Genomic DNA, 23,292 nt, shown 5'->3' with positions numbered 1-23,292 from the left:
CCTGCCCCCTGTCTCTATGCGCGGGTTCATGCACGTGGCGTGACACCCGCCTTCCGACCCCGAAAACGTCAGTCTTTCTTGACCAGACTGATGCCGTCGAGCGTGTCGGGTGTCGTCGGTTCGGGGCGCAGGCCCAGAAGCGGCGCGACACGGCGGATCGTCTCGGCCGCAACCGGTACGGCGGTCCAGCCTGCGGTGCGGCGCGGCGTGTCGCCGGAGGTATCCGTCGGCTCGTCCAGCGTCAGAACCAGCACATATTCGGGATTGGTCACCGGGAAGACGCCCGCGAAGGTCGAGATCACCTTCTTGTCGTAATAGCCGCCCTGCGGATCGGGCTTGTCGGCGGTGCCGGTCTTCCCCGCGACCTGATAGCCCTCGACATTGCCGTAGCTTGCGGTGCCGCGCGTCACAACGGCGCGCATCATCGCCAGCGCCTTGTGGGCGACCTCCGGGGACACGACCTGCGCGCCTTCCGGGGCGCCGAATTCCTGCTTGTGCGGCTTGCGCGGGCCGCCATTGGCGATCAGCGTCGGCAGCACGCGCCGCCCGTCATTGGCGATCGTCGCATAGGCCGTCGCAAGCTGCAGCGGGCTGTCGGAGAGACCGTGACCGTAGCCGATGGTCATCGCGGACAGCTCCGACCAGTTCTTCGGCAGGATCGGACGGCCCGTCGGCGCCTCGATCAGTTCCACCGGCGAAGGCTCCAGAAGGCCCAGCTTGCCGAGGAACTCGCGCTGCTTCTCGGGGCCGATCTTCTGGACGATCCGCGCGGTGCCGATATTCGAGCTGTGCACGATCACGTCCGTGACCGACAACTGCTTGCCGTAATTGTGGAAATCGTGGATTCGGAACTTGCCCCAGCGCAGTGGGCCCTTAGTGTCGATCATCGTCTCGGGCGTGACCAGACCATCCTGCATCGCCTGCGACACCGCGAAAATCTTGAAGGTGGAGCCGAGCTCGTACATCCCCTGAACCGCGCGGTTGAACAGCGGGCTGTCGGAGGGGTCGCCCTTCAGAAGCGGCGCGGGGCGGTCGTTCGGGTCGAAATCGGGCAGGCTCGCCATCGCGACGATCTCGCCGGTGTGGACCTTCATCAGTACCGCGGTCGCGCCCTTGGCGTTCATCAGCTTCATGCCGCCCGACAGCACATCCTCTAGCGCCGATTGCACGGTCAGATCGAGCGAGAGCTTGAGCGGCTGCCCGCCATTGGCCGGATCGCGCAGCCAGCTGTCATATTCCTTCTCGATCCCTGCCACGCCGAGAATCTCGGCGGAGTTCACGCCTTCTGTGCCGTAGCGCGCGCCGCCAAGAATATGCGAGGCGAGATGGCCGTTGGGATAAAGCCGCATCTCCCGCGGGCCGAACAGAAGGCCGGGATCGCCGATATCGTGAACAGCCTGCATCTGCTCCGGGCTGATGCGGCGCTTGATCCAGACGAACTTGCGATGGCCGGTGAAGTCCTTCTTCAGCCGGTCGCGGTCGAGATCGGGGAAAATCTTCACCAGCTTGTCCACCGTGCCCAGCGGGTCGATCATCATCGGCGGCTGCGCGTAGAGCGAGTGGGTCAGCAGGTTCGTCGCGAGCACCCTGCCCTTGCGGTCGACGATATCGGCGCGTTGGGCGTGAATCTGCTCGGTCGTGGAATCGGTCTGCGGCTCTTCGGGGCGCGCGGCGGCGAAAGAGCCCATGCGCAGTCCCACCGTCAGGAAGGCCGCGAGGAAGATCACCGACATGACCAGCAGACGGCCTTCGGCGCTTTGACGCGCCTTGTCACGGGTGGCCTCGCCGCGCAGACGGCGGTTCTCGCGTTCGATCGCGTCGGGGTTCTCGCCTTTTTCGCGGGCGTCGAGGATACGGGCGAGCGGGCGAAGGGGCGTGCGCATCAGTTCCCTCCCTCGGGATCGGCCTTGACCTCGACAGGATCGGAAAGGCCGGCCAAATCGGTGCCGGACGCGCCAGTATCATCGGCCTGCGGTGTCGGGTAGGCAATCTGGGCGACGGTTCCGAATTGCTCTGGCGTCATCGGCAGAAGATGCAACGAGGTGAAGTTGAGATTGACCAGTTCGCGCAGGCGCTGCGGGCGGTTGAGATAAGCCCATTCGGCGTTGAGCACGGTCAGACCCTCGTTCAGCGAGGCGATTTCCCGATTGAGGTCGCGCAGCTCGTCGATCCGGTCCTGGGTGTCGTAATTGACGTGATAGGCCCAGAAGGCGAGCGCGAGCACACAGGCAGAGGCGGCAAGATAGGCAAGCAGTCTCAACGGCGTTTCCCCTTCTTTTCCCCGGTGACAAGCTTCGGAAGCCCCAGTTGCGTGCGATCGGCCTTGCCGGCGGGCGCATCCGTGCGCCGCCCCACCCGCAACCGAGCCGAGCGTGCACGCGGGTTTTCCGCCAGTTCCTCTTCGTCGGGCCCGTCGCCTTTCACGGTAATTTCAAACGCGGGATCAAGGGTTTGCTGAACCGGCGCGTGGCGCGAACCGCCCCCGCCCGTCGACGAGCGCGCAGCGAAGAAGCGCTTCACAACCCGGTCTTCGAGCGAGTGGAAGCTGACCACGGCCAGAAGCCCGCCGGGTTTCAGCGCACGTTCCGCGGCCTCGAGCCCCTCGATCAACTGGCCGAATTCGTCGTTCACCGCGATGCGCAGGCCCTGAAAGCTGCGCGTTGCGGGATGGCTTTGCCCCGGTTTCGGGCGCGGCAGGCAGCGCTCGATCACCTTGACGAGCTGTTGCGTGGTCTCGAATGGCTGAACCTTGCGCGCCTCGACGATGGCCTTGGCGATCCGGCGCGAGGCGCGCTCCTCGCCATATTGATAAAGGATATCAGCGAGCTCGCCCTCATCCGTCTCGTTGACCAGATCGGCAGCCGACGGCCCTTCCTGCGACATCCGCATGTCGAGCGGCCCGTCGCGCATGAAAGAAAAGCCACGATCGGCCTGATCGAGTTGCATCGAGGAAACGCCGAGATCCAGCACAACCCCATCGAGCAATTCGTCGGAATAGGTATCGAGTTCGGAGAACGTGCCTTCGACCAACTCCAGCCGGTCGCCGTATTCGCCGCGCCACGCCTCGGCCATCTCGAAAACCGCCGGATCGCGATCCACGCCGATCACCTTGTCGGCACCCGCCTCAAGCAAACCGCGCGCATAGCCGCCCGCGCCGAAGGTTCCGTCAAGCCAGGTCCCAGAGACAGGCGCGACCGCCCGAAGGAGCGGCCGCAGCAAAACCGGGACGTGGGGGGCGTCTGGCAGGGCGTCCCGATCCGTCATGGCTCACCCCTGCGACAAAAGGCTGAGAGGGTCGAAATCTTCGCCCTGCTCTTCGATCCACTGATCGATATTGGCTTCATCGGCAGCGGCGAAGGTCTCTGGGTTCCAGATTTCGAAGGTCTCGCCCACGCCGGAGAAATAGGCCTCCTTGTCGAGACCGATCTTCGTACGCAAGGCCGCCGGGAGAACGAGGCGGCCGTCGGGATCGACTTCGGTCGGGTGCGATTTGGACAGAACCATCCGCTGGAGGATCGTGCGCCGCTTCGAGCCGCGCGGCAGCGCCGCGATATCGGCAGCCAGCGCCTCGAAAGCGGCCTGCGTGTAGATCTGAAGCATTTTCTGAGTATCGGCACCGTAGACGATGACCATTCGGGGGCGATCTTTGTTCGGGCGCTCGGGGTCACCCTCTTCGAGCTCACGACGAAACAGCGCGGGGATCGACACGCGACCCTTACTGTCCACCTTGAAGGTGTATTCGCCTATGAACATGCCCGCCAAAGCGCGCTCCTATCACCTGTCCCGCCGGGCCGGGCCCGGAATGAAAACGGCGGATTGGGCTGCTGCCACTGCCCAATCCGCCGCCCTCGTTCCCATCACTGGGTATGTCCGACTGCACGCGCCACCTGGGGGGATGGGATGTCTGCTCGCTCGCGCGCCGGATCTCTTTGTTTTCGTGAAGCGATGGCCTGTATGAAACCTGCTTTTCGCCGTGAGGTCTTGGTGCCTCTATTTGCATTCGCTTCCGATGAATTAGGGATGCCACGGGAATTCATGGCACGCAAGAAAAAATTTGCCGAAGATTGGGTAGATCTTGTCCGCAGCAGCACCCCGCCCCAAGGCCCTGCGCGCCTTATCGCATACCCCTAGGCATCATGAAGAAAAAATTTACCATATCTGGTAGCTGCGAACGCAGACCAAGCTTTCCCACGAAATCCCAAAAAATTTCAATCGAGATGGAACCTGTGATTTTTAAGCCGCAATTGGAGCCACCTGAGGCCCATTTTCCGCGCTCACCGCGGCGTGATTTTGCGCGAGCCGATGTGAATACGCCGTGATTCCACCAAGAATCTCTGCGAATCCCGGCTCACGCGCTCTCTACGCCCTCGTGAAGTTCCATGGAAGGTGCCATGATTTCCCATGACCTTCCCGCGAACATGAAAAAGGCGTCCGTTGAGGACGCCTTTCCCAGAGCAACCTTCGCCGCCAGATCAGATCAGATCGCGGTCGATCAGCCCACGCGCAAGAGTGGCGTAGCCTTCGGCTGCCGGCCCCTCGCTCGCGGCGACCGGGGTGCCCGCGTCACCCGCGAGCCGCACGTCCAGGTCAACGGGCAGCGCACCGATGAACGGCAACCCCAGCGATTTCGCCTCCGCTGCGACGCCGCCATGACCAAAGAGATGCGCCTCGTGGCCACAATTCGGACAGACGTAAGAGGACATATTCTCGACCAGCCCATGGATCGGCGTCTTCAGCCGCTGGAACATGTCGATCGCCTTCTTCGCATCGAGGAGCGCCACGTCCTGCGGGGTCGAGACGATGATCGCCCCGTCCAGCTCGGTTTTCTGACACAGCGTGAGCTGCACATCCCCCGTCCCCGGCGGCAGATCGATCAAAAGCACGTCGAGCGGGCCGTACTCGTCCCATTTCACTTGGAACAGCATCTGCTGCATCGCACCCATCAGCATCGGGCCGCGCCAGATCACCGCTTCGCTCTCTTTCAGCATGAGGCCGACCGACATCAGCGTGACGCCATGCGCCTGCAACGGCAGGATCGTCTGGCCATCCGGCGAGGCCGGCCGCTTGCTCGCCCCCATCATGCGCGGCAGCGAGGGACCATAGATATCGGCATCCAGCAGCCCAACCCGCTTGCCCGCGCGCGTCAGCGCCACGGCGAGGTTAGAGGCGACGGTAGATTTGCCCACGCCCCCCTTGCCCGACCCCACGGCGATGATCTTCTTCACACCCGGCACCTTTTGCGGGCCCTGCTGGGGCTTGGGATGCCCTCCGATCGCGGGACCACGCTGTTGCGACTGTTGCGCCGTGCCGCCGAGGCCGCGCGGAGGGCCCGAAGGCACGACGACCGTCACGCTCGTCACCTCTGGGAGCGCCTTGATCGCCGCCTCCAGCGTGGGGCGCATCGCCTCCAGTTCGGGTTGCGGCGCGCCTTCGAGCACGAAGCGCACCACGCCGTCTTGCACCGCGAGCGCGCGCACGAGATCGCGGCTCACAGCGGTCCCGCCGCCCGGCACTTCCACCGTTTGCAACGTCGCAAGAACCGTTTCCTTGCTCAGAGCCATGCAGATTCCTCCATTCCCGGGTCCATTATCCGCCCGCATACTCGTGATTTGGCCGGAACTGTGGCGTTTTTGCCGCGCAGTTCAAGTCGAGAACTGCCCATACGGTCAGGAATCCCCCATGCCCCGCGAGGGGAGCGCAAATATCTTGCGCCTCTCTCCCGAAAATAGGTCAGAATCATTCATGCATTTTCTGCATGGCGGCATTGAGGCTTCCCGGCATTGTGCAACCGCAGCATTAGCGCCATCTTTGGTCCAACGACGACGGAACACGAAGTAACGAAATGGGTCGACAAGCTGGAACCAGCAGCGACCCGCGCAAGTAGATAGATGAGGCTGATACGATGGCACTCGCACAAGACATCCAACTGAACGACAGCGGCTTCGCCGCAATGAAATCGAAACTGTTCGAAGCCCTGGCCCGCCGCAAGGTGTATCGCCAGACGCTCAACGAGCTGCGCTCGCTCAGCAGCCGCGAACTGAACGACCTCGGGCTGCACAGCTCGATGATCACCCGCGTGGCCTATGAGGCCGCATACGGCAAGTAATTCTCTTCCTGAGCCCCTCTCCTCCTCCCTGGGGCTCGGAACTTGGGCGGCGCTCTCTCTCCTCCTCCCTGAGAGCGCCGCCACACCAAGACATACCGGCCCCAAGCGGCGAGACGCCGCGATGCCGGACCAAAGCTGCCCGGATCTCTCCTCCTCCTCCCTGAGGGATCCGCGCCGAGCAGGCGGCGACCTCTCTCCTCCTCCCTGAGGTCGCCGCCTATCATCGGCGGAAATATGCGACAGGCTGTCGCATGCTGCAGTGCAGCACTTGATATCCGGACCGGCAGGTCCAATTTGATACGAAAGGCCCTCTCCTCCTCCCTGGGCCAATCGTTTCGGCGGCGCCATCCTCCTCCTCCCTGAGGGTGCCGCCATCCAGATACCGAGGGTCCTCTCCTCCTCCCTGGACCCGAGGGTGTGACGCCGCTTCCTCCTCCTCCCTGAAGCGGTGTCGACAGTGCCGAAGGGTCTCTCTCCTCCTCCCTGAGACCTGACGGCAGAAAAGAGACGGCGGCGCCCCTCCTCCTCCCTGGGCGCCGTCGTTTTCTTTTGTCCCCCTGCCAGATGAACCTTCGGAGAGGCTCCGCCCCGCACTCCTCGCGCACCCCCGGGATACGTCTCCCGAGAAGAAGAGCATTGCCCTCGCGCGCGCTGACCGGCAGGAAGGGCCCAAGGAGACCGAACCGATGCTGTCTTACCAACACGCCTATCACGCCGGAAATCTGGCCGATGTGCACAAGCATGCGCTGCTTGCGTCTGCGCTCGATTACCTCACGCGCAAGGACAAGCCGCTGAGCTACCTCGAAACCCATGCCGGGCGCGGGCTTTACGCGCTTGACGGGGCGGAAGCGGCGAAGACGGGCGAGGCGGCAGCCGGGATCGCCCGGGTGGAAGACTTGGGCTGGTTCGCCCCCGATCATCCCTACATGCGCGCGCTGGCAGCGGTGCGGGCACGACACGGGGCGCAGGCCTATCCGGGCTCGCCATTGGTGGCAGAGGCGCTGTTGCGCCCGATGGACACGATTCAACTATGTGAACTGCACCCGCAGGAGTTTTCCGCCCTGCGAAGCGCAACACGACGCAGCGGAGCGGTCCTGCACAAGGCAGACGGGCGCGAGATGGCGCTGGCGCTGACGCCCCCCACCCCGCGCCGCGGGATAATGCTGATCGATCCGAGCTTCGAGGAGAAAGCCGATTACACGGCGATGCCGAAGCTTATCGGTCATATCGCGAAGAAATGGAACGTCGGCATCATCGGGCTTTGGTATCCGATGCTGGCCTCGGGCGCGCAGGAGGCGATGGTCCGCACCCTGCGCCGCGATTTCCCCGAAGCGCTGAGCCACGAGGTACGTTTCCCCCCTGCCCGCGAAGGCCACGGCATGATCGGCTCTGGCATGTTCATCGTGAACCCGCCCTGGGGGCTCGTCGGCGAGGCCGAGCGGCTCTCGGAGCTATTTGCCAGCCTTTGAAGCGAGGAAAGCCTCGAACGCCTCCAGCGTGCGGGACGAGACATGATGCTCGATCCCTTCGGCATCGAGCTCCGCGACCTCTTCCGGCACGCCCACCGCGCGCAACAGGGCCACAACGGTGCGATGGCGTTCGCGCACCTGGGCGGCCAGCGCCTCCCCCGTCTCCGTCAGGAACACCCCGCGATAGGGCCGCGACACTGCGAGCCCTTCGCGCTTGAGTCGCGCGACCGCCTTGGTCGCGGTCGGATGGGCCACCCCGAGTCGTGCGGCGATCTCGGTGATACGGGCCTCGCCGAATTCCGCCGTCAGATCGGCGATCATCTCGACATAGTCTTCCAGCAGCGCGCGCGCCGCACGCTCTCGGGCCCGGTTGAACCCCTTGATCTGGGAGGGATCGGTGTCAGTCATTCGCCTGCCTTGACGGTCTCGGTCTCAGTGCCTGTCGGGGCCAGTCGGGCGCCATTTCCAGAGCGGACCGGATAACCTGTCGCGCCCGATATGCCAAGCAAAGCTTCGCGCGAGGCGCGTCGAGCTGTCAACGAAAATTAGCCACTTGCGAATCTTGTAGCCAAGGCTACATTTCGCCGAAGACGTATCCACGAGGAGCCCCATGACCGAACTTATCCGCAAGGAAAACATGACCAGCCGCACCCGCACGGCCATGGAAGCGGTGCTGTCGGGCAACCGGCGCGGCGGGTTTCTGTTGTTCTTCGGGCCGGCGGTGATCGCCTCGGTCGCCTATATGGACCCGGGCAACTACGCGACGAACATCCAAGCGGGCGCGGGCTACGGCTATGCGCTTTTGTGGGTCGTTCTCGGCGCGAACCTGATCGCGATGCTGTTTCAGGCGATCTCGGCGCGCGTCGGCATCGTGACCGGCAAGAACCTCGCGGAACTGTCGCGCGAGAATTTCTCGAAACCCGTGACGATCGCGATGTGGATCGTCTCGGAGATTGCGGCGATGGCCACCGATCTGGCAGAGTTTCTGGGCGGCGCCTTGGGGCTTTCGCTCCTGTTCGGCTGGCCGCTGATCTGGGGAATGGGCGTCACCGCCGTCGTCACCTATGCGATCTTGCTGTTCGAGCGCGGCGGCTTCCGCCCGATGGAGATCGTGATCGGCGCGCTCGTGGCGCTGATCGGGGCGTGCTACCTCGCGGAGATGTTCGTAGCGCCGGTCGACTGGTCCGGGGCCGTGCAAGGGTTGATCACACCCGCGATGCCCGACGCCAAAGCGCTCACGATCGCGGTGGGCATCATCGGCGCGACCGTTATGCCGCATGCGATCTTCCTGCATTCCGGTCTGACGCAGAACCGCGCGCTGACCCCCGACCCGGTGCAGAAGGCACGGCTAGTGAAATTCTCCAACCTTGAGGTGATCATCGCGCTCGCGATTGCGGGGATGGTCAACATGGCGATGGTGATCATGGCGGCCTCGGCCTTCCATAGCGGCCATTCCGAAGTGGCCGAGATCGAGAGCGCCTATCATACGCTGACGCCGCTCTTGGGCGGTTTCGCCGCCGCCGCCTTCCTGACCTCGCTGATCGCCTCGGGAGTATCCTCGTCGGTCGTCGGTACGATGGCGGGGCAGATGATCATGCAGGGCTTCATCCGCCGGCGCATCCCGGTCTGGCTGCGCCGGGTCATCACGATGGCGCCTGCCTTCGTCGTGGTATGGCTCGGGGTGAACACGACCGATGCGCTGGTGATGAGCCAGGTCGTCCTGTCGATCGCCCTGCCCGTACCCATGGTGGCACTCCTGATCTTCGCGCGGCGGAGCGACCTCATGGGCAAGTTCGCCCTGCGCGGGCCGCTTCTCTGGCTCGCCGTGCTGGGTGCGCTCATGGTACTGGGGCTGAACTTCGTGCTGCTCTGGCAATCGGCCGGGCTGCCTGTGCCGGGGCTGGTGAGCTAAACCAGACGGAGCGAGGGGCGCTGCCCCCCGCTCTTCTCTGCCCTCCGCTTGCGCTTCGGGCGTTCGCCGGGCGCCCTTCCACTGGAAGGCCGCTGATCCCGCCTCACCGCCGGGGATATTTTAGCCACGGCGAAGAGTTAAAACGGCACGTCGTCGGCATCTGCGGCGGGCACGACAAAGCTCGACAGCAGACGTTTCTCGCCCGCCTTGTCGAATTCGACGACGAGCTTGTCGCCTTCCGAGCCCATTACCTCGCCATAGCCGAATTTCTTGTGGAAGACCCGGTCGCCGATCTCGTAATCGCTCTCGCCCTTGGCGTCGATCACCATGTGGCGGGCCTCGCGCGGCTGGCTGACCCCGCGCGATTGCGCATTTTGCAGCCGCCGCCAGCCGGGCGAGTTGTAGACATCGGCGCGCGAGACGCGGTCTTCCATCGCGCTGGAGCCACCAAAGCCGCCCCCGTTCATGCCGCCGCCATAGAGACCCGGAGGGGTCAGCACGTCGATATGGGCGGGCGGTAGTTCGTCGATGAAGCGCGAGGGCATCTGGCTTTGCCATTGGCCGTAGACCCGCCGGTTTCCAGCGAAGGAAATCGTGCACAGCTCCTCGGCGCGGGTGATGCCGACATAGGCCAAACGGCGCTCTTCCTCGAGGCCCTTCAATCCGCTCTCGTCCATCGAGCGCTGCGACGGGAACAGCCCGTCCTCCCAGCCCGGCAGAAAGACCACGGGGAATTCCAGACCTTTGGCCGCATGCAGTGTCATGATCGAGACTTTCTCCTCGGTCTCGGCCTTGTCATTGTCCATGATCAGCGCGACGTGTTCGAGGAAGCCCTGCAGATTGTCGAACTGCTCCAACGCCTTGACGAGTTCCTTGAGGTTCTCGAGCCGCCCCGGTGCTTCCGGCGTCTTGTCGTTCTGCCACATCTCGACATAGCCGGATTCCTCGAGGATCCGTTCGGCCAGACGCACATGGCTGAGGTCATTTGCGGGCGCCACACCATCCTCGGCGGGCTCGATCAGCAGCTCGTCATCCTCGGCCCGTGTCACGGCGGTCGCAGGCGAGGCCTGCACGACCTCCTCGTGCCAGCGCGCGACATTCTCGACGAAGAGCCGCAGCTGCCCGGCCGCCTTGCCCGAAAGCGCACCCTCGGCCACCAGCATCCGCGCGCCGTCCAGCAGGCTCAGTCCGTTCTCGCGCGCAGCCACCTGAATGCGCTGCTGCGCCTTGTCGCCAAGGCCGCGCTTGGGCGTGTTGATGATCCGCTCGAAAGCCAGATCATCATCGGGCGAGGTCACGAGGCGGAAATAGGCCATCGCGTCGCGAATTTCGAGCCGCTCGTAGAAGCGCGGGCCGCCGATGACGCGATAGGGCAAACCGATGGTCAGGAAGCGGTCCTCGAAGGCCCGCATCTGATGCGAGGCGCGCACGAGAATCGCCTGCGAATTCAGACTGATCGGCGGATTGCCACGGGTGCCGCGCTGAATCGCCTCGACCTCCTCGCCGATCCAGCGCGCCTCTTCCTCGCCGTCCCAATGACCGATCAGGCGCACCTTTTCGCCGCCCTCGGCTTCGGTCCAGAGCTCCTTGCCCAGACGGCCCTCATTGGCCGTGATCAGCCCGGACGCGGCGGAGAGGATATGTTCGGTCGAGCGGTAATTCTGCTCCAGCCGGATCACCGCCGCGCCCGGGAAATCCTTCTCGAACTTCAGGATGTTGCCGACCTCGGCGCCGCGCCAGCCATAGATCGACTGGTCGTCATCGCCCACGCAGCAGATGTTCTTGTGCCCTTGCGCCAGAAGCCGCAGCCACAGGTATTGCGCGACGTTGGTGTCCTGATACTCGTCCACGAGGATGTAACGGAACCAGCGTTGATATTGCGCCAATACGTCTGGCTGGGTCTGGAAGATTGTGACCATGTGCAGCAGCAGATCGCCGAAATCGACCGCGTTGAGCGTCTTCAACCGTGCCTGGTAGGCGGCGTAAAGCTCGGATCCGCGATTGTCGAAGGCCGCGGTCTCGCGGCCCGAGACCTTCTCGGGCGTAAGCGCCTTGTTCTTCCAGCCGTCGATCAGCCCCGCCAGTTGCCGTGCCGGCCAGCGTTTCTCGTCCATATTCGCGGCGACGATCAGCTGCTTAAGCAGCCGGATCTGGTCGTCGGTGTCGAGAATGGTGAAATTCGACTTCAGCCCCACCAGCTCGGCATGGCGGCGCAACAGCTTCACGCAGACCGAGTGAAAGGTGCCGAGCCACGGCATCCCCTCGATCGCACCGCCCAGGTGGCGCCCGACACGCTCTTTCATCTCGCGCGCGGCCTTGTTGGTGAAGGTCACCGCCAAGACCTCGTTCGGGCGCGCCCGGCCGGTGTGGATCAGATGCGCGATCCGTGCGGTCAGCGCCGAGGTCTTGCCCGTGCCCGCGCCTGCCAGCATCAGCACCGGCCCGTCGAGCGTCTCGACGGCCTGCCGCTGTTGGGGGTTCAGTTTCTCGAGATACGGCGCCGCGCGCGCTTGCATGGCGCCCGCCATGGCACGTTGCGACAGGCTCGCAGCCCCTTCATATGGATCGTCGTCATCAGCCCAATTCATGGGAGGCAATCTAGCGGTTCGGCCCCCTGAGGGAAAGGGGCATGTTCAGCATCTGTTCGCCTGACGTGCGCCCCTGCGCCCGGCGTCGCTCTTGCGAAAATATTCACCGGGAGCCCGAAGGGCGGGGGCAGAGCCCCCCCTGCACCAATAGCGATGCGCCCTGCCCCCTGGGGCAGCGTCCCTACCCGTCTTCAGCCCTGATGGATCAGTGTGGCGAAGAGCTTCGGATCGACGCTGGCCGATGCGAAGGTCTCGCCCTCGGTCAGCATGGCCACGGCGTCATGGCTGTGCAGGCTTTCCTGATGACTGGCCACGATGCGGAAGTCACCGACGCGCGGTTCGGCTAGAAGGCGCTCGGCGAAGGCGCGCACGGCATCCTCGACGAAAATCGGGTTGGCTGCGTTCAATTCGGCGAAAGCCTGTTCGTCCTCACGCTTGACCATCACCTGCGTCTCGGTCGGCACGGCGGCACGGGCGAGATCGATCATGTCCTCGAACCAGAGAACGTTGCCGGGCTCGACCACCGCCGAAATCCGCGCGACAGAGCGCTGCGAATGCGGCGTGGCCAGCTGGCCGCGGCTGGCACGGGCATGCTCTGACAGCTCCAGCGAGCAAGGGCACGTGGAGGAATAGACGTAATCGAGGTGAATAACCTTGGTGCGCACACCAGCCGTCTCGATCAGCTCCAGCGCGATGTCGTAATACTGCCAGCCCTCCAGCCCCGAACGCAGCGACGGCCGCTTTACCGGGAAGGAGACGCGCATCATCAGGCGCGCGTCGAAGCTTTCGAGATCGTCCATGTAGTCGTCGAGCGCGGATTCCATCACTTCGAAGGAGAAGGTCTTCTCCGCATGGGCGTAGAAGCTGCGCATCACGCGGGACATGTTGATGCCCTTCTTCTCCGCCTCGAGGCTCACCGTGCCCGTGACCGACGCCTCCAACGTCAGATCGCCGTTGTCGCGGGTATGAAACCGCACCGGCAGCCGGAAGTTCGAGATACCGACATGTTCGATCCGGGTATGGGCACCCACGATCAGCGAGGACGGACCGTTCTGCAGGTCGGGCAGCGTCGCCTTGTAAGCCGCGTCGGCTTCGAAGCTGTCGTCATATTCGCGGCTCAGATCGGGGTAGTTCGAGAGCTCGCGGTCCGGCAGGAGCCGCGCGATCGCCGGGTCAAGCTGCGCCACCTCGACCGGATCGGCCTTCGCGGCCCACGCGCGCAGCACCTCGAGCGCGGCGCGGGCGTCGTTATCGTCGGGGGTCTCGATCCTGCCTTGCACGTTCATATCCTGTCCTCCGGTATGCCCGGTCCCGCCAGATATGGGGGTTTTGGGGCTGATGTCCAAGACAATACGCCGGTTCGCGGAAATCGGTTCACCCCGATCAGGCGGCGTCGAGCGCCTCCTTGATATCGGCGATCAGGTCACCCCCGTCCTCGATCCCCATCGAAACGCGGATCAGACCGGGGGTAATCGCGATCGCCGCCCGCTCCTCTTCAGACAGATTCTTGTGGGTCGTCGTCGCCGGATGGGTCGCGATGGATTTCGCGTCGCCGAGGTTGTTCGAGATAGACACGATCTGCAGCGCGTTGAGGAAGCGGAACGCCGCCTCCTTGCCGCCCTTCAGGTCGAGCGCGAGCATGGTTCCGCCCGAGCCCATCTGCTCCATCGCCAATGCATGTTGTGGATGGTCCATCAGACCGGGATAGACTGTACGGGCGAGTTTCTCATGGCCGGCCACGGCGCTCGCCACCGCAGCGGCGTTCGCAGCCTGCGCGCGCACCCGCAGATCGAGCGTCTGCAACCCGCTCAGCAGAACCCATGCGTGGAACGGGCTCATGGCGCCACCGGTGTGTTTGACGTAAGTTTCCAGCGGGCCACGAATATACTCTTTCGACCCCAGCACGATACCGCCAAGTACGCGCCCGCCGCCGTCGATGTGCTTGGTCGCGGAATAGACGATTACATCTGCGCCAAGCTCCACCGCGCGCGAGAAGATCGGCGAGGCGAAGACATTGTCGACCACCACCGTCGCGCCGCCCTCATGAGCGATCTTCACGATACCCGCGACATCCATCACTTCGAGGCCGGGGTTCGAGACGCTCTCGAAGAAACAGATCTTCGTCTCGGGACGCATCGCGGCGCGCCAGGCGTCGAGATCGGTCCCGTCGACCAGCGTCACATCCACGCCGAAGCCCTGCAGCACTTTCAGCACATGCAGGCAGGATCCGAACATCTGGCGCGCGGCCACGATGTGATCGCCCGCCTTCACGAGGCAGGTCAGCGCGCCGTTGATCGCAGCCATGCCGGAGGCGCAGGCGAAGGCGTCCTCGGTGCCTTCGATCGACGCCATCCGGTCCTCGAACATCCGCGTCGTGGGGTTGCCGTAACGGGCATAGATGAACTCGTCGTCGGAGGCATTGAGGAACCGTGCCTCTGCGGCTTCGGCCGAGGGGTAGGCAAAGCCCTGCGTCAGAAACATCGCCTCGGCCATCTCGCCATACTGGCTGCGGCGAATGCCGTCATGGACGAGTTTGGTGCGGGTCTTGCGCTCGGTCATCGGTGCCTCCTGCGGCGGTCTGTCGCGACTTGGGGCTGCGATACCGCGCAGGGGGCGTAGCGTCAACGCATAGCGGCGATGTCCCGTTCGCACCAAAGGAGGCCCGGCGCGCGTCGCGTTCCATGCCCCGCCTCCGCGCGCTCACGCGAAGGCAAGGGAACTTTCGGGCGAAAAACCGCGTTCGATTTAAAACATCAACCCGCGCCTGCGCCCCTCCCCCGAGGCCCCAATGCCGCTTCTCAAGGTCCATGCCAGCTCCGAGCTGCCCGCCGATGTCCTCGCTCAGGCGCGCGCCCTGCCGGAGGGCGCCCCGATCGTGGTGATGATCCACGGCTACGGCTACGCGGCAGGGGTCGAGGGCCGCGATCCCTACGAGCACATCTTCGCGATGGAGCCGACCTTCAATCTGCATACCGCGATCAGCTGGCCGCGTGCGCTTGGCTTCGACGGGACCAATCCCGGCGAGGGTCTCGGCATCGCGTTCAGTTGGCAATCGACGGGACGGTTGACCCGGATTTACGACATGGCCGAGATCGCCGCCCAGCGCCTTGCCCGCCTGATCGGCGCACTGAATGCCGCGACCGGGCGTCCCGTGGGGATCATCGGCCATTCGATGGGCGCGCGGGTCGCCCTGCGGGCGCTCCGCCACGCCCATGCCGGGCAAGTAGCTCGGATGGTTCTGCTGGCCGCCGCCGAATTTCAAAATCGCGCCGAGGAAGCGATGGCGAGCCCTGCGGGCCGGACCTGCGAAGTGCTCAACGTCACGAGCCGCGACAACGACCTTTTCGACTTCCTCTTCGAGTGGGGTGTAGCCTGCGGGCGCGAGCGGTCTTTGGGAAATGGCCTGTCGCAGCCCATGCGCAACTGGCTCGATCTGCAGATCGACGCGCCCGAGGTGATCGAGGTGCTCGACGATCTGGGCTATCCCGTCGCCCCGCCCGAAAAACGCGTCTGCCATTTCGCCTGCTACATGCGCGAGGGGCTGTTCGACCTCTACCGTCAAGTGCTGCGTCAGCCCGACCGGCTGCCGCTTCCGTTCCTCGCCGAAGCGCTGCCCAAGGCGCAAGACCCCCGCTGGTCGCGGCTGTTTGCGCGTCCGCGCACATCGGGTTTCGCATTGCCCTCGTTCCAGCGCACGGCAAAGTAGAGCGGACCCTGCCGCCTAACCCGACGGAGACCCCATGATCGACCTCTATTTTTGGCCCACGCCGAACGGCTGGAAGATTTCCATCGCCCTCGAAGAGATGGGCCTGCCCTACGAGACCCACTTGGTCGATATCGGCAAGGGGGAGCAATTCCAGCCGGAGTTCCTGAAGATCTCGCCCAACAACCGGATGCCCGCGATCATCGACCGCGACGGCCCGGATGGCGAACCCGTCTCGATCTTCGAGAGCGGCGCGATCCTGCAATATCTCGCCCGCAAGACCGGCCAATTCTATGGCGAGACCGAGCGCGACCGGATCGCGGTCGACGAATGGCTGTTTTGGCAGGTCGGCGGGCTGGGCCCGATGGCCGGTCAGGCGCACCACTTCCTGAAATATGCACCCAAGCTCGAACCCTCGCAGGACCTACCCTATGCCAAGGACCGTTACCGCGCCGAGACGGGACGGCTCTATGGCGTGATGGATCGTCGTCTGGCGGAGAACCGCTACCTCGCGGGCGATTTTTACTCGATCGCGGATATGGCGTCCTGGGGTTGGGCCTCGCTCTGGGAAGGGCAGGAGCAGACGCTAGACGACAAGCCGAACCTCAAGCGCTGGCTCGATGAGTTAGGCGAGCGCCCCGCCGTCAAGGCGGGCCGCGCTCTGGCCGCCGAAAAGCGCAACGACAATTCGAGCCGTGACGCGCAGAAGCACCTCTTCAAGCGCTGAGCACGTCCGCCGAACCATGAAAAGGGCGCCTCACCGGGCGCCCTTTTGCTTTGTTCGCTCAGGACCGGATCAGTTGATCGTCAGGTCGAGCGTGATCTCGCAATTCAACAGCTTCGAGATTGGGCAGCCTTCTTTCGCGCCCTCGGCGGCCTTGCGGATCGCCTCCTCGTCGCCGGTTCCCTTCACGGTCGAGGTCAGCGCGGATTTCTTAACCGCGAAACCGTCGCCTTCCTTGTCGAGCGAGATTTCCGCCTTGGTGTCGATCACCACGTCCGAGACGCCCGCCTCTTCGAGCTGAAGCGACAGCGCCATCGAGAAACAGGACGCATGAGCCGCGCCGATCAGCTCTTCCGGGTTCGATCCGGGCTCACCCTCGAACCGGGTATTGAAGCCGTAGGGCTGCGCCTTCAGCGCGCCACTCTCGGTCGAAATCGTGCCTTTGCCGCCCTTGATGGTGCCTTCCCAATGGGCCGATGCGTGCTTGCGGATCATGAATCCCTCCTATGCGTTGCATTCGCGAGCACAACGAGACGGAGGGCCAGTGGTTCCGCCTCAGCGCCCGCGCCCGACCAGCCTATCATATTCCTGGATGGCGAAACGATCCGTCATACCCGCCACGTAATCGAGCACGACCCGCGCGAGAGCCTGCTTCGATTCCGGCCGCGTGCAGTCGCCGCCGAGGATACGGGCCCGCGAGACTTCTTCCTGCCATTCCTCGGGCAAAAGCTCCGGGCGTTCCATGAACAGCGGGAAGAGCGCGTTGATCATCTCGGTCACGCGCTTGCGCTCCACCACGACGGAGGGCGCGCGATACATGCGCTCGAACAGGAACTGCTTTAGCACCTTGAGGCTTTGATAGAGCGGCTTCGAGAAGCGGATGATCGGCCCGTCCATCTGCCTGATATCATCGACCGATTGCGGCCCGAGCGAGGTCAACCGGTTCTCGGCCACCGCGATCACGTCCTCCACCATCACGCCGAAGACCCGGCGCAGCGCCTCGTGCTGGCGCCGAGTGCGGTCGAGACCGGGATGCAGTTTGTCGACCTCGGCGAAACAGGCCCCGATCACCGGCAATTCGCACAGGTCGTCCTCGTCGAAGAGCCCCGCGCGCAGCCCGTCGTGCAGATCGTGGTGATTATAAGCCACGTCATCGGCCACGGCCGCCACCTGCGCCTCGGCGCTGGCGTTGGTCTCCAGCTCCAGGTCCCAGGCCGCATCGACCTCGGCCAGCGCATAGGGCAGTTCCTCGCGGCTCGGGAAGCTGTGCGAACCGCCCTTGTCGGAAATCGCGGGCCCGTTGTGCTTGGCGATGCCTTCCAGCGTCTCCCATGTCAGGTTGAGCCCGTCGAAGCCCGCGTAATGCTTCTCCAGCTTGGTCACGATCCGGAGCGCCTGCGCATTGTGATCGAAGCCCCCATAGGGCTTCATCAGTTCGGCCAGCGCGTCCTCGCCGGTATGCCCGAAGGGCGGATGGCCCAGATCATGGGCCAGCGCCACCGCCTCGGCCAGATCGGTGTTCAGCCCCAATGTCCCTGCAATCGTGCGCGCGACCTGCGCCACCTCGATCGTGTGGGTCAGGCGCGTGCGGTAGTAATCGCCCTCGTGTTCGACGAAAACCTGCGTCTTGTGCTTGAGCCGTCGGAAGGCCGAAGAATGGATGATCCGGTCCCGATCGCGCTGGAACGGCGAGCGGAAAGTGGACATGCTTTCGGGGTGAAGCCGCCCGCGGCTCTCGCCGGGCTGGCAGGCATAGGGCTTGAGCACTGGTAAAACCTCGTCTTGTCGGCACGCTTCGGCCCTCCTATATCTCGGATGTGACGGAAATACAGGCCCCGAGGGGTCAGGAAGGCCAATCCGATGCAACTCCCTCCGAAAGTGACCGAACGCGCCTTTGCGCGACTGGCGGAAATCAATGAAGGTCGCGAGGCGCCACAGGCGCTGCGCGTGGCCGTCGAGGGCGGCGGCTGTTCTGGTTTCCAGTATGATATCAAGCTCGAAGAGGCGCCTGCGGGCGACGACATCGTGCTTGAAGGCGCAGGCCAGAAGGTGCTGATCGACCCGGTTTCCCTGCCCTTCCTCGAGAACGCCACGATCGACTTCACCGAAGAACTGATCGGCGCGCGTTTCGTGATCGAGAACCCGAACGCGTCGAGCTCCTGCGGCTGCGGCGTCTCCTTCGCGATGTAACGACGCAGGCGATGCGCCTTATCTGAAACGCGCATTCTCGCTTCTTCTTGATATAAATATCCCCGCCGGAGGCGCCCTTCCTCCGGCGTCACTCCGCCAGTTGCAATTGGCGAAAATCGAACCCGCCTTCTAGCGTCGGCTTGATCACGGCGAAATAGGGCGAGAGATCGAAATCGCGCGGCGTGAACAGCGACGAGTGCCGGATATGCAGAATTTCCCCCTGGCTGTCGGCGCTGCCCATCACGACATCCGGCAGGATCGGGTAGTGGACCTCGTGAAACGCCTCGGCGATCACGGTCGAACAGATCGCCCGCGTCGGGTCGCCCGATCCGAGCGCCAGCATCCGCCGCCGGAACCGATGCGGCACGGGAGGGCGCGGCAGCAGGTACCGCGCGAGATCGACCACGTTTCTCAGGTCATACTGCCGCCCGACCGCGCCTTGCATGTAGTTAATCACGACCTCAAGCTGATCGTGGCCAAGCCCGACGGGCCGACAGATGCGTGTGTTGAGATGCGCATAGGCCGAAAGCCCGGTGATCCTGACGCCTTCCTCCAGGTCCGCCTCGATCAGCTCGCCCCCGGGCGGGCCGCCGGAATAGAAGGCTGCATGGGACCAAGTGGAATGGGTAAGATACTTGATCGCCGCTGAAATCCGCCGGTCGCCCTCCACCAACAGCACATCGCCCGGCCGAAGCGTCGCGCGCAAGGCAGGGGTCGGGATGACCCCGAAAGGCTGGTAGAAGCGGGTCTGCTTTTGCAAAAACCGCGCGATTGCCTTGCCGGGCAGACGAGAGACATGCGCCATGATCTCCTCCTTGCTCAGAGGTAGGTGTGGCGCGCGCAGATGCACAGCCCAGGCGCAAAGATGTGATTTTCGTTACCTGATGCGCGATGCGCCTGCGCTCATTTCGGCGGTAGCGGTCCACCCATGTCGAGCCCGGTATCCATCGCCGGGGCGCGTGCCTTCTCGATACGCGACCAGAGCGCGGTATTGCCCTCTCCCTGCTGCGGCCAGACGCCCGTCAGCGCAAAGCGGAACCGCGCGGAATGGCGCGCCTCGCGCTCGATCCGGTCGATGAACTCGTCGCCATGCTCCGCGACCAGATCTTCCAGCGGCCCGGCGGCGAGCATCACCACCTGCCAGATCGTCGTCGCCCCGGTCAGCGCCTTGCGGATGAAGGTCCAGAGCACCTCGGGATATTCGCGCAGCTCGAAGACACACAGCACCGACCAAGGGAAGTCCTCGCCCTCGGGCTCCTCGGCATTGTCGGCCAGCCACAGATCGACCAGCGCCTCGACCGTGCGCACGTCTTCCGGGGCACTCGCTTCGTTGCACAGGATCGAGACGAGTTCGGGGGGCAGTGGGGTTGTCATTGCATCATTTCCTTGGTCGCCGAGAGCGTCACGCCCTCGTAGTCGCGCTCGACCCGGTCGATGTCCCATTGCAGGCGCGTGAGGAACACCACGTCGCCGTCATGATCATAGGAGATGTGCTGCTTGTTGGCGTTGACCAGCTTCTCGACCGCCGCCTTGTCGCCCAACACCCAGCGAGCGGAGGTGAACTGCGAGGCCTCGAAGCGCACGGGGATGCCGTATTCCAGCTCGATCCGGCTCGCCAGCACGTCGAATTGCAGCGCGCCGACGACGCCCACGATGAAGCCCGAGCCGATCGCGGGCTTGAACACCTTGGCCGCGCCCTCTTCGGCGAATTGCATCAACGCCTTCTCGAGGTGCTTGCCCTTCATCGGGTCGGTCGCACGCACGGATTGCAGCAGTTCCGGCGCGAAGCTCGGGATGCCGGTGAAGCGCAGCGCCTCGCCCTCGGTCAGCGCGTCGCCGATGCGCAATTGCCCGTGGTTCGGAATACCGATGATATCGCCGCCCCAGGCCTCTTCCGCCAGTTCGCGGTCGGCTGCGAGGAACAGAACCGGGTTCGACACCGCCATCTGTTTCTTCGAGCGCACATGCAGCAGCTTCTGCCCGCGCGTGAAATGCCCCGAGACGAGACGCACGAAAGCCACGCGGTCGCGGTGCTTGGGGTCCATGTTCGCCTGCACCTTGAAGACGAAACCCGCGACCTTCTTCTCCTCGGGCGCCACGTCACGCTCGGCGGATTTGAAGACCTCCGGCTCGGGTCCGAATTCCCCGATCCCGTCCATCAACTCCTTCACGCCGAAGCTGTTGATCGCCGAGCCGAACCAGATCGGCGTCAGGTGACCTTCGAGGAAACTCTGGCGGTCGAAGGTGGGCAACAGTTCGCGCGCCATCTCGACCTCTTCCTTCAGTTTCTCGAGCAGATCGGCCGGAACATGTTCGGCCAGCTTGGGATCATCCAAACCACTGATCTTGATCGACTCGGCCACCTTGTTGCGGTCGGCGCGATCCATCAGTTCCAGCCGGTCGTGCAGCATGTCGTAGCAACCGAGGAAATCGCGGCCCATCCCGATCGGCCAAGAAGCCGGGGCCACGTCGATCGCGAGATTTTCCTGAATCTCGTCGATGATCTCGAACGTGTCGCGGCTCTCGCGGTCCATCTTGTTACAGAAGGTCAGGATCGGCAGATCGCGCAGGCGGCAGACCTCGAAGAGCTTGCGGGTCTGGCTCTCCACGCCCTTCGCGCCGTCGATCACCATGATCGCCGCATCCACCGCCGTCAGCGTTCGGTAAGTATCTTCCGAGAAATCCGAGTGGCCGGGCGTGTCGACGAGGTTGTAGCGGAACTCGCGATACTCGAAGGACATGGCAGAGGCCGAGACCGAAATCCCGCGATCCTGTTCGAGCTTCATGAAGTCCGAGCGAGTCCGCCGCGCCTCGCCCTTGGCACGCACCTGCCCCGCCATCTGGATGGCGCCGCCGAAAAGCAGGAACTTCTCGGTCAAGGTGGTCTTGCCCGCATCCGGGTGCGAGATGATCGCGAAGGTGCGGCGACGGGCGATTTCGGGCGGGAGCGCGGGACGGTTCATCATGCGCGCTCGTTTAGCCTGCCCGCGCGCGCCTTGCAATCGCGGCGATGGGGGCTCCGCCCCCGCGCTGACGCGCTCCCCCGGGATATTTGGACCAAGGCGAAGTTCAATCCCACGCGCCCCTTCCTCTTGGCGGAAATATCCCGGGGGGTGAATTGGCGCAGCCAAGAGGGGGCAGCGCCCCCTCCCCCTCGTGGCTCGCGTGGCGCTGTGGCAGATTTACCCGGTATTCCGATGCATGCCGTCAAACGCTTGATCGGCGGGAAATTTCGCCGCAGCTAGAAGGTCACACCCGCGTGAGCGAGACCTATGAGATGACCGCCGATCCCAAACCCCATCTGCCCGACCATCCGCAGCGCTATGCGCTTGTGAACGAATTGCACGCCCGACCGTACCCGAAGCTCGGCGTCCCGGGCCACGCGGTCTATGTCGCCTTCAAGGAGCCGCGCGACGCCGCCAATCGCGACCGCAGCAAGGATCACGACCACCTCGTCGATCTTCTGACGCGCAACGGCGCGGCGCAGCCTCAGGCGGGGATCACCCATTACGCCGGCAAGATCGGGCGGCACGAGGTGAAGTGGGAGAGCCATACCGAATTCACCACTTATCTCGCTTTCGGCAAAGGCGTGTCGTCGCGCGCCTTCGACCCGGCGGAGACCGAAATCTACCCCGATAGCTGGATCGATGCGGGCCCCGGCGGGCGGATCGCCGCGGTGCAGATCCGCATCGAGGAACTGCCCGAGAATCCCGACGACATCGCGCCGCTTCTGGAGCAATGGTTCGTCACCGAGAGCCTCGTCTGCACCTGGGTGCTCGACGGGGCTGCGGTGGTCGCGGGCGATTTCCGGATCGATCCGAACGGGCAGATGCGCTTCGCTATCTTCGCGCGGCCCGGGACCGGGCCGGGACGGATCGGGCGCACGGTGCAACGGCTCTGCGAGCTGGAGACCTACCGGGCGATGTCGATGCTCGGATTGGCGCGGGCGCGCGACCTGTCGCAGCGGCTCAATGCGCTCGACCCGAGGCTGACCGAGATCGTGGACGGGATGGGCGACGACGCGCACTCCGCAGAAGAAACGCTGCACGACCTGCTGGAAATCTCGGCCGAGCTGGAGAGCCTCGCGGTCGCGCATTCCTTCCGGTTCTCGGCGACCGGGGCCTATGAGGCGATCGTCCGAGAGCGGGTGGAGTCCTTGCGCGAAAGCCGCTTCGAGGGGCGCCAGAAACTCAGCGAGTTCATCGCCCGGCGCTACGACCCGGCGGTGCGCACGGTGAAATCGGCGGAGACGCGGCTGCAGCAGATGGTGACGCGGGCGGCGCGGGCGGGCGAGTTGCTGCGCACGCGGGTCGATGTGGAGCGCTCGGCGCAAAACCAGAAAGTGCTGGAAAGCATGGATCGCCGGTCGGACCTGCAGCTGCGCCTGCAGCACACGGTCGAAGGGCTGTCGGTGGTCGCGATCAGCTACTACGCGATCTCGGTCGCGGGCTACCTGGCTTATCCGCTCTCGAAGAAGATCGGACTGACGAAAGAGATCATGTTGGCAGGGCTGACGCCGATCGTGATCCTCGCGGTCTGGCTGATGATCCGGCGTATCCGCAAGGGTGTGGGGGGGCATTGAGGCGAGGCGTTACGCCTC

At 64.3% G+C, this 23,292-nt stretch carries 21 protein-coding genes; 7 read left to right on the top strand and 14 right to left on the bottom strand.

The window, feature by feature from the left end; genetic code table 11:
- Positions 1-68 precede the first annotated feature (68 nt).
- From BMG03_RS07995 to BMG03_RS07975, 5 genes are all read right to left on the bottom strand, one after another.
- Positions 69-1,883, bottom strand: coding sequence for a peptidoglycan D,D-transpeptidase FtsI family protein (locus BMG03_RS07995; RefSeq protein WP_240496904.1), 1,815 nt, complete (start codon positions 1,881-1,883; stop codon positions 69-71).
- A complete protein-coding gene (gene ftsL / locus BMG03_RS07990; protein ID WP_075774430.1) occupies positions 1,883-2,260 on the bottom strand; it encodes a cell division protein FtsL in 378 nt (125 codons plus the stop codon). Before ftsL ends, BMG03_RS07995 begins: the two co-directional genes overlap by 1 nt.
- Positions 2,257-3,264 (bottom strand): 16S rRNA (cytosine(1402)-N(4))-methyltransferase RsmH, encoded by a 1,008-nt coding sequence (rsmH, locus tag BMG03_RS07985; RefSeq protein ID WP_075774429.1) that lies wholly within the window; start codon positions 3,262-3,264, stop codon positions 2,257-2,259. The genes ftsL and rsmH overlap by 4 nt, the downstream gene beginning before the upstream one ends.
- 3 nt (positions 3,265-3,267) lie before the next feature.
- On the bottom strand, positions 3,268-3,753 hold the full coding sequence (gene mraZ / locus BMG03_RS07980; protein WP_075774726.1) for a division/cell wall cluster transcriptional repressor MraZ: 486 nt from the start codon (positions 3,751-3,753) through the stop codon (positions 3,268-3,270).
- Between the two features lie 719 nt (positions 3,754-4,472).
- Entirely contained in the window at positions 4,473-5,561 is a 1,089-nt protein-coding gene (locus tag BMG03_RS07975; RefSeq protein ID WP_075774428.1) for an Mrp/NBP35 family ATP-binding protein, read from the bottom strand.
- Between the two features lie 341 nt (positions 5,562-5,902).
- On the opposite strand from BMG03_RS07975, the gene BMG03_RS07970 reads away from it, so the two are divergent.
- Positions 5,903-6,106 carry a DUF1127 domain-containing protein gene (locus BMG03_RS07970; protein WP_075774427.1) on the top strand — a complete coding sequence of 68 codons (204 nt, stop codon included), beginning with the start codon at positions 5,903-5,905 and terminating at the stop codon, positions 6,104-6,106.
- A gap of 686 nt (positions 6,107-6,792) precedes the next feature.
- Positions 6,793-7,575: a 23S rRNA (adenine(2030)-N(6))-methyltransferase RlmJ gene (locus tag BMG03_RS07965; protein WP_075774426.1), complete on the top strand. Its 783-nt coding sequence runs from the start codon at positions 6,793-6,795 to the stop codon at positions 7,573-7,575.
- On the opposite strand, the gene mntR is transcribed toward BMG03_RS07965, so the two are convergent.
- Positions 7,558-7,983 (bottom strand): manganese-binding transcriptional regulator MntR, encoded by a 426-nt coding sequence (gene mntR / locus BMG03_RS07960; RefSeq protein ID WP_075774425.1) that lies wholly within the window; start codon positions 7,981-7,983, stop codon positions 7,558-7,560. The two genes, BMG03_RS07965 and mntR, sit on opposite strands and share 18 nt — an antisense overlap.
- Before the next feature lie 202 nt (positions 7,984-8,185).
- On the opposite strand from mntR, the gene BMG03_RS07955 reads away from it, so the two are divergent.
- Positions 8,186-9,487 carry an Nramp family divalent metal transporter gene (locus BMG03_RS07955; RefSeq protein WP_075774424.1) on the top strand — a complete coding sequence of 434 codons (1,302 nt, stop codon included), beginning with the start codon at positions 8,186-8,188 and terminating at the stop codon, positions 9,485-9,487.
- A gap of 137 nt (positions 9,488-9,624) precedes the next feature.
- Here BMG03_RS07955 and BMG03_RS07950 read toward each other — a convergent pair whose 3' ends face one another.
- From BMG03_RS07950 to metZ, 3 genes are all read right to left on the bottom strand, one after another.
- Positions 9,625-12,075, bottom strand: coding sequence for an ATP-dependent helicase (locus BMG03_RS07950; RefSeq protein WP_075774423.1), 2,451 nt, complete (start codon positions 12,073-12,075; stop codon positions 9,625-9,627).
- A gap of 191 nt (positions 12,076-12,266) precedes the next feature.
- Positions 12,267-13,361, bottom strand: coding sequence for a GTP cyclohydrolase FolE2 (gene folE2 / locus BMG03_RS07945; protein WP_075774422.1), 1,095 nt, complete (start codon positions 13,359-13,361; stop codon positions 12,267-12,269).
- A gap of 97 nt (positions 13,362-13,458) precedes the next feature.
- A complete protein-coding gene (gene metZ / locus BMG03_RS07940; RefSeq protein ID WP_075774421.1) occupies positions 13,459-14,634 on the bottom strand; it encodes an O-succinylhomoserine sulfhydrylase in 1,176 nt (391 codons plus the stop codon).
- A 229-nt stretch (positions 14,635-14,863) separates the two neighbouring features.
- On the opposite strand from metZ, the gene BMG03_RS07935 reads away from it, so the two are divergent.
- Together BMG03_RS07935 and BMG03_RS07930 are read left to right on the top strand one after the other, a co-directional pair.
- Positions 14,864-15,781 carry an alpha/beta fold hydrolase gene (locus BMG03_RS07935; RefSeq protein ID WP_075774420.1) on the top strand — a complete coding sequence of 306 codons (918 nt, stop codon included), beginning with the start codon at positions 14,864-14,866 and terminating at the stop codon, positions 15,779-15,781.
- Positions 15,782-15,815: 34 nt separating this feature from the next.
- Positions 15,816-16,505 carry a glutathione S-transferase N-terminal domain-containing protein gene (locus BMG03_RS07930; RefSeq protein ID WP_075774419.1) on the top strand — a complete coding sequence of 230 codons (690 nt, stop codon included), beginning with the start codon at positions 15,816-15,818 and terminating at the stop codon, positions 16,503-16,505.
- Between the two features lie 69 nt (positions 16,506-16,574).
- Here the strand turns inward: BMG03_RS07930 and BMG03_RS07925 are convergent, their stop codons facing one another.
- Together BMG03_RS07925 and BMG03_RS07920 are read right to left on the bottom strand one after the other, a co-directional pair.
- Positions 16,575-16,997, bottom strand: a complete 423-nt coding sequence (locus BMG03_RS07925) for an OsmC family protein (protein ID WP_075774418.1) — start codon at positions 16,995-16,997, stop codon at positions 16,575-16,577.
- A gap of 60 nt (positions 16,998-17,057) precedes the next feature.
- The gene (locus BMG03_RS07920) at positions 17,058-18,269 is read right to left on the bottom strand and encodes a deoxyguanosinetriphosphate triphosphohydrolase (protein ID WP_075774417.1); all 1,212 of its coding nucleotides are present in this window, start codon (positions 18,267-18,269) and stop codon (positions 17,058-17,060) included.
- 93 nt (positions 18,270-18,362) lie between these two features.
- On the opposite strand from BMG03_RS07920, the gene BMG03_RS07915 reads away from it, so the two are divergent.
- A complete protein-coding gene (locus BMG03_RS07915) occupies positions 18,363-18,692 on the top strand; it encodes a HesB/IscA family protein (RefSeq protein ID WP_075774416.1) in 330 nt (109 codons plus the stop codon).
- A gap of 88 nt (positions 18,693-18,780) precedes the next feature.
- On the opposite strand, the gene BMG03_RS07910 is transcribed toward BMG03_RS07915, so the two are convergent.
- From BMG03_RS07910 to BMG03_RS07900, 3 genes are all read right to left on the bottom strand, one after another.
- Positions 18,781-19,497, bottom strand: coding sequence for a C40 family peptidase (locus BMG03_RS07910; RefSeq protein ID WP_075774415.1), 717 nt, complete (start codon positions 19,495-19,497; stop codon positions 18,781-18,783).
- Positions 19,498-19,595: 98 nt separating this feature from the next.
- A complete protein-coding gene (locus tag BMG03_RS07905; protein WP_075774414.1) occupies positions 19,596-20,066 on the bottom strand; it encodes a DUF6869 domain-containing protein in 471 nt (156 codons plus the stop codon).
- Positions 20,063-21,658 (bottom strand): peptide chain release factor 3, encoded by a 1,596-nt coding sequence (locus BMG03_RS07900; RefSeq protein ID WP_075774413.1) that lies wholly within the window; start codon positions 21,656-21,658, stop codon positions 20,063-20,065. Before BMG03_RS07900 ends, BMG03_RS07905 begins: the two co-directional genes overlap by 4 nt.
- Positions 21,659-21,969: 311 nt before the next feature.
- Between BMG03_RS07900 and BMG03_RS07895 the strand changes: the two genes are divergently transcribed.
- Complete coding sequence (locus BMG03_RS07895; RefSeq protein ID WP_075774725.1) at positions 21,970-23,274, top strand: DUF3422 family protein; 1,305 nt, start codon at positions 21,970-21,972, stop codon at positions 23,272-23,274.
- Positions 23,275-23,292 lie beyond the last annotated feature (18 nt).

The organism is Thioclava nitratireducens (genome assembly GCF_001940525.2).
GTDB lineage: Bacteria > Pseudomonadota > Alphaproteobacteria > Rhodobacterales > Rhodobacteraceae > Thioclava > Thioclava nitratireducens.
This window is presented reverse-complemented; position numbering and strand designations above follow the sequence as displayed.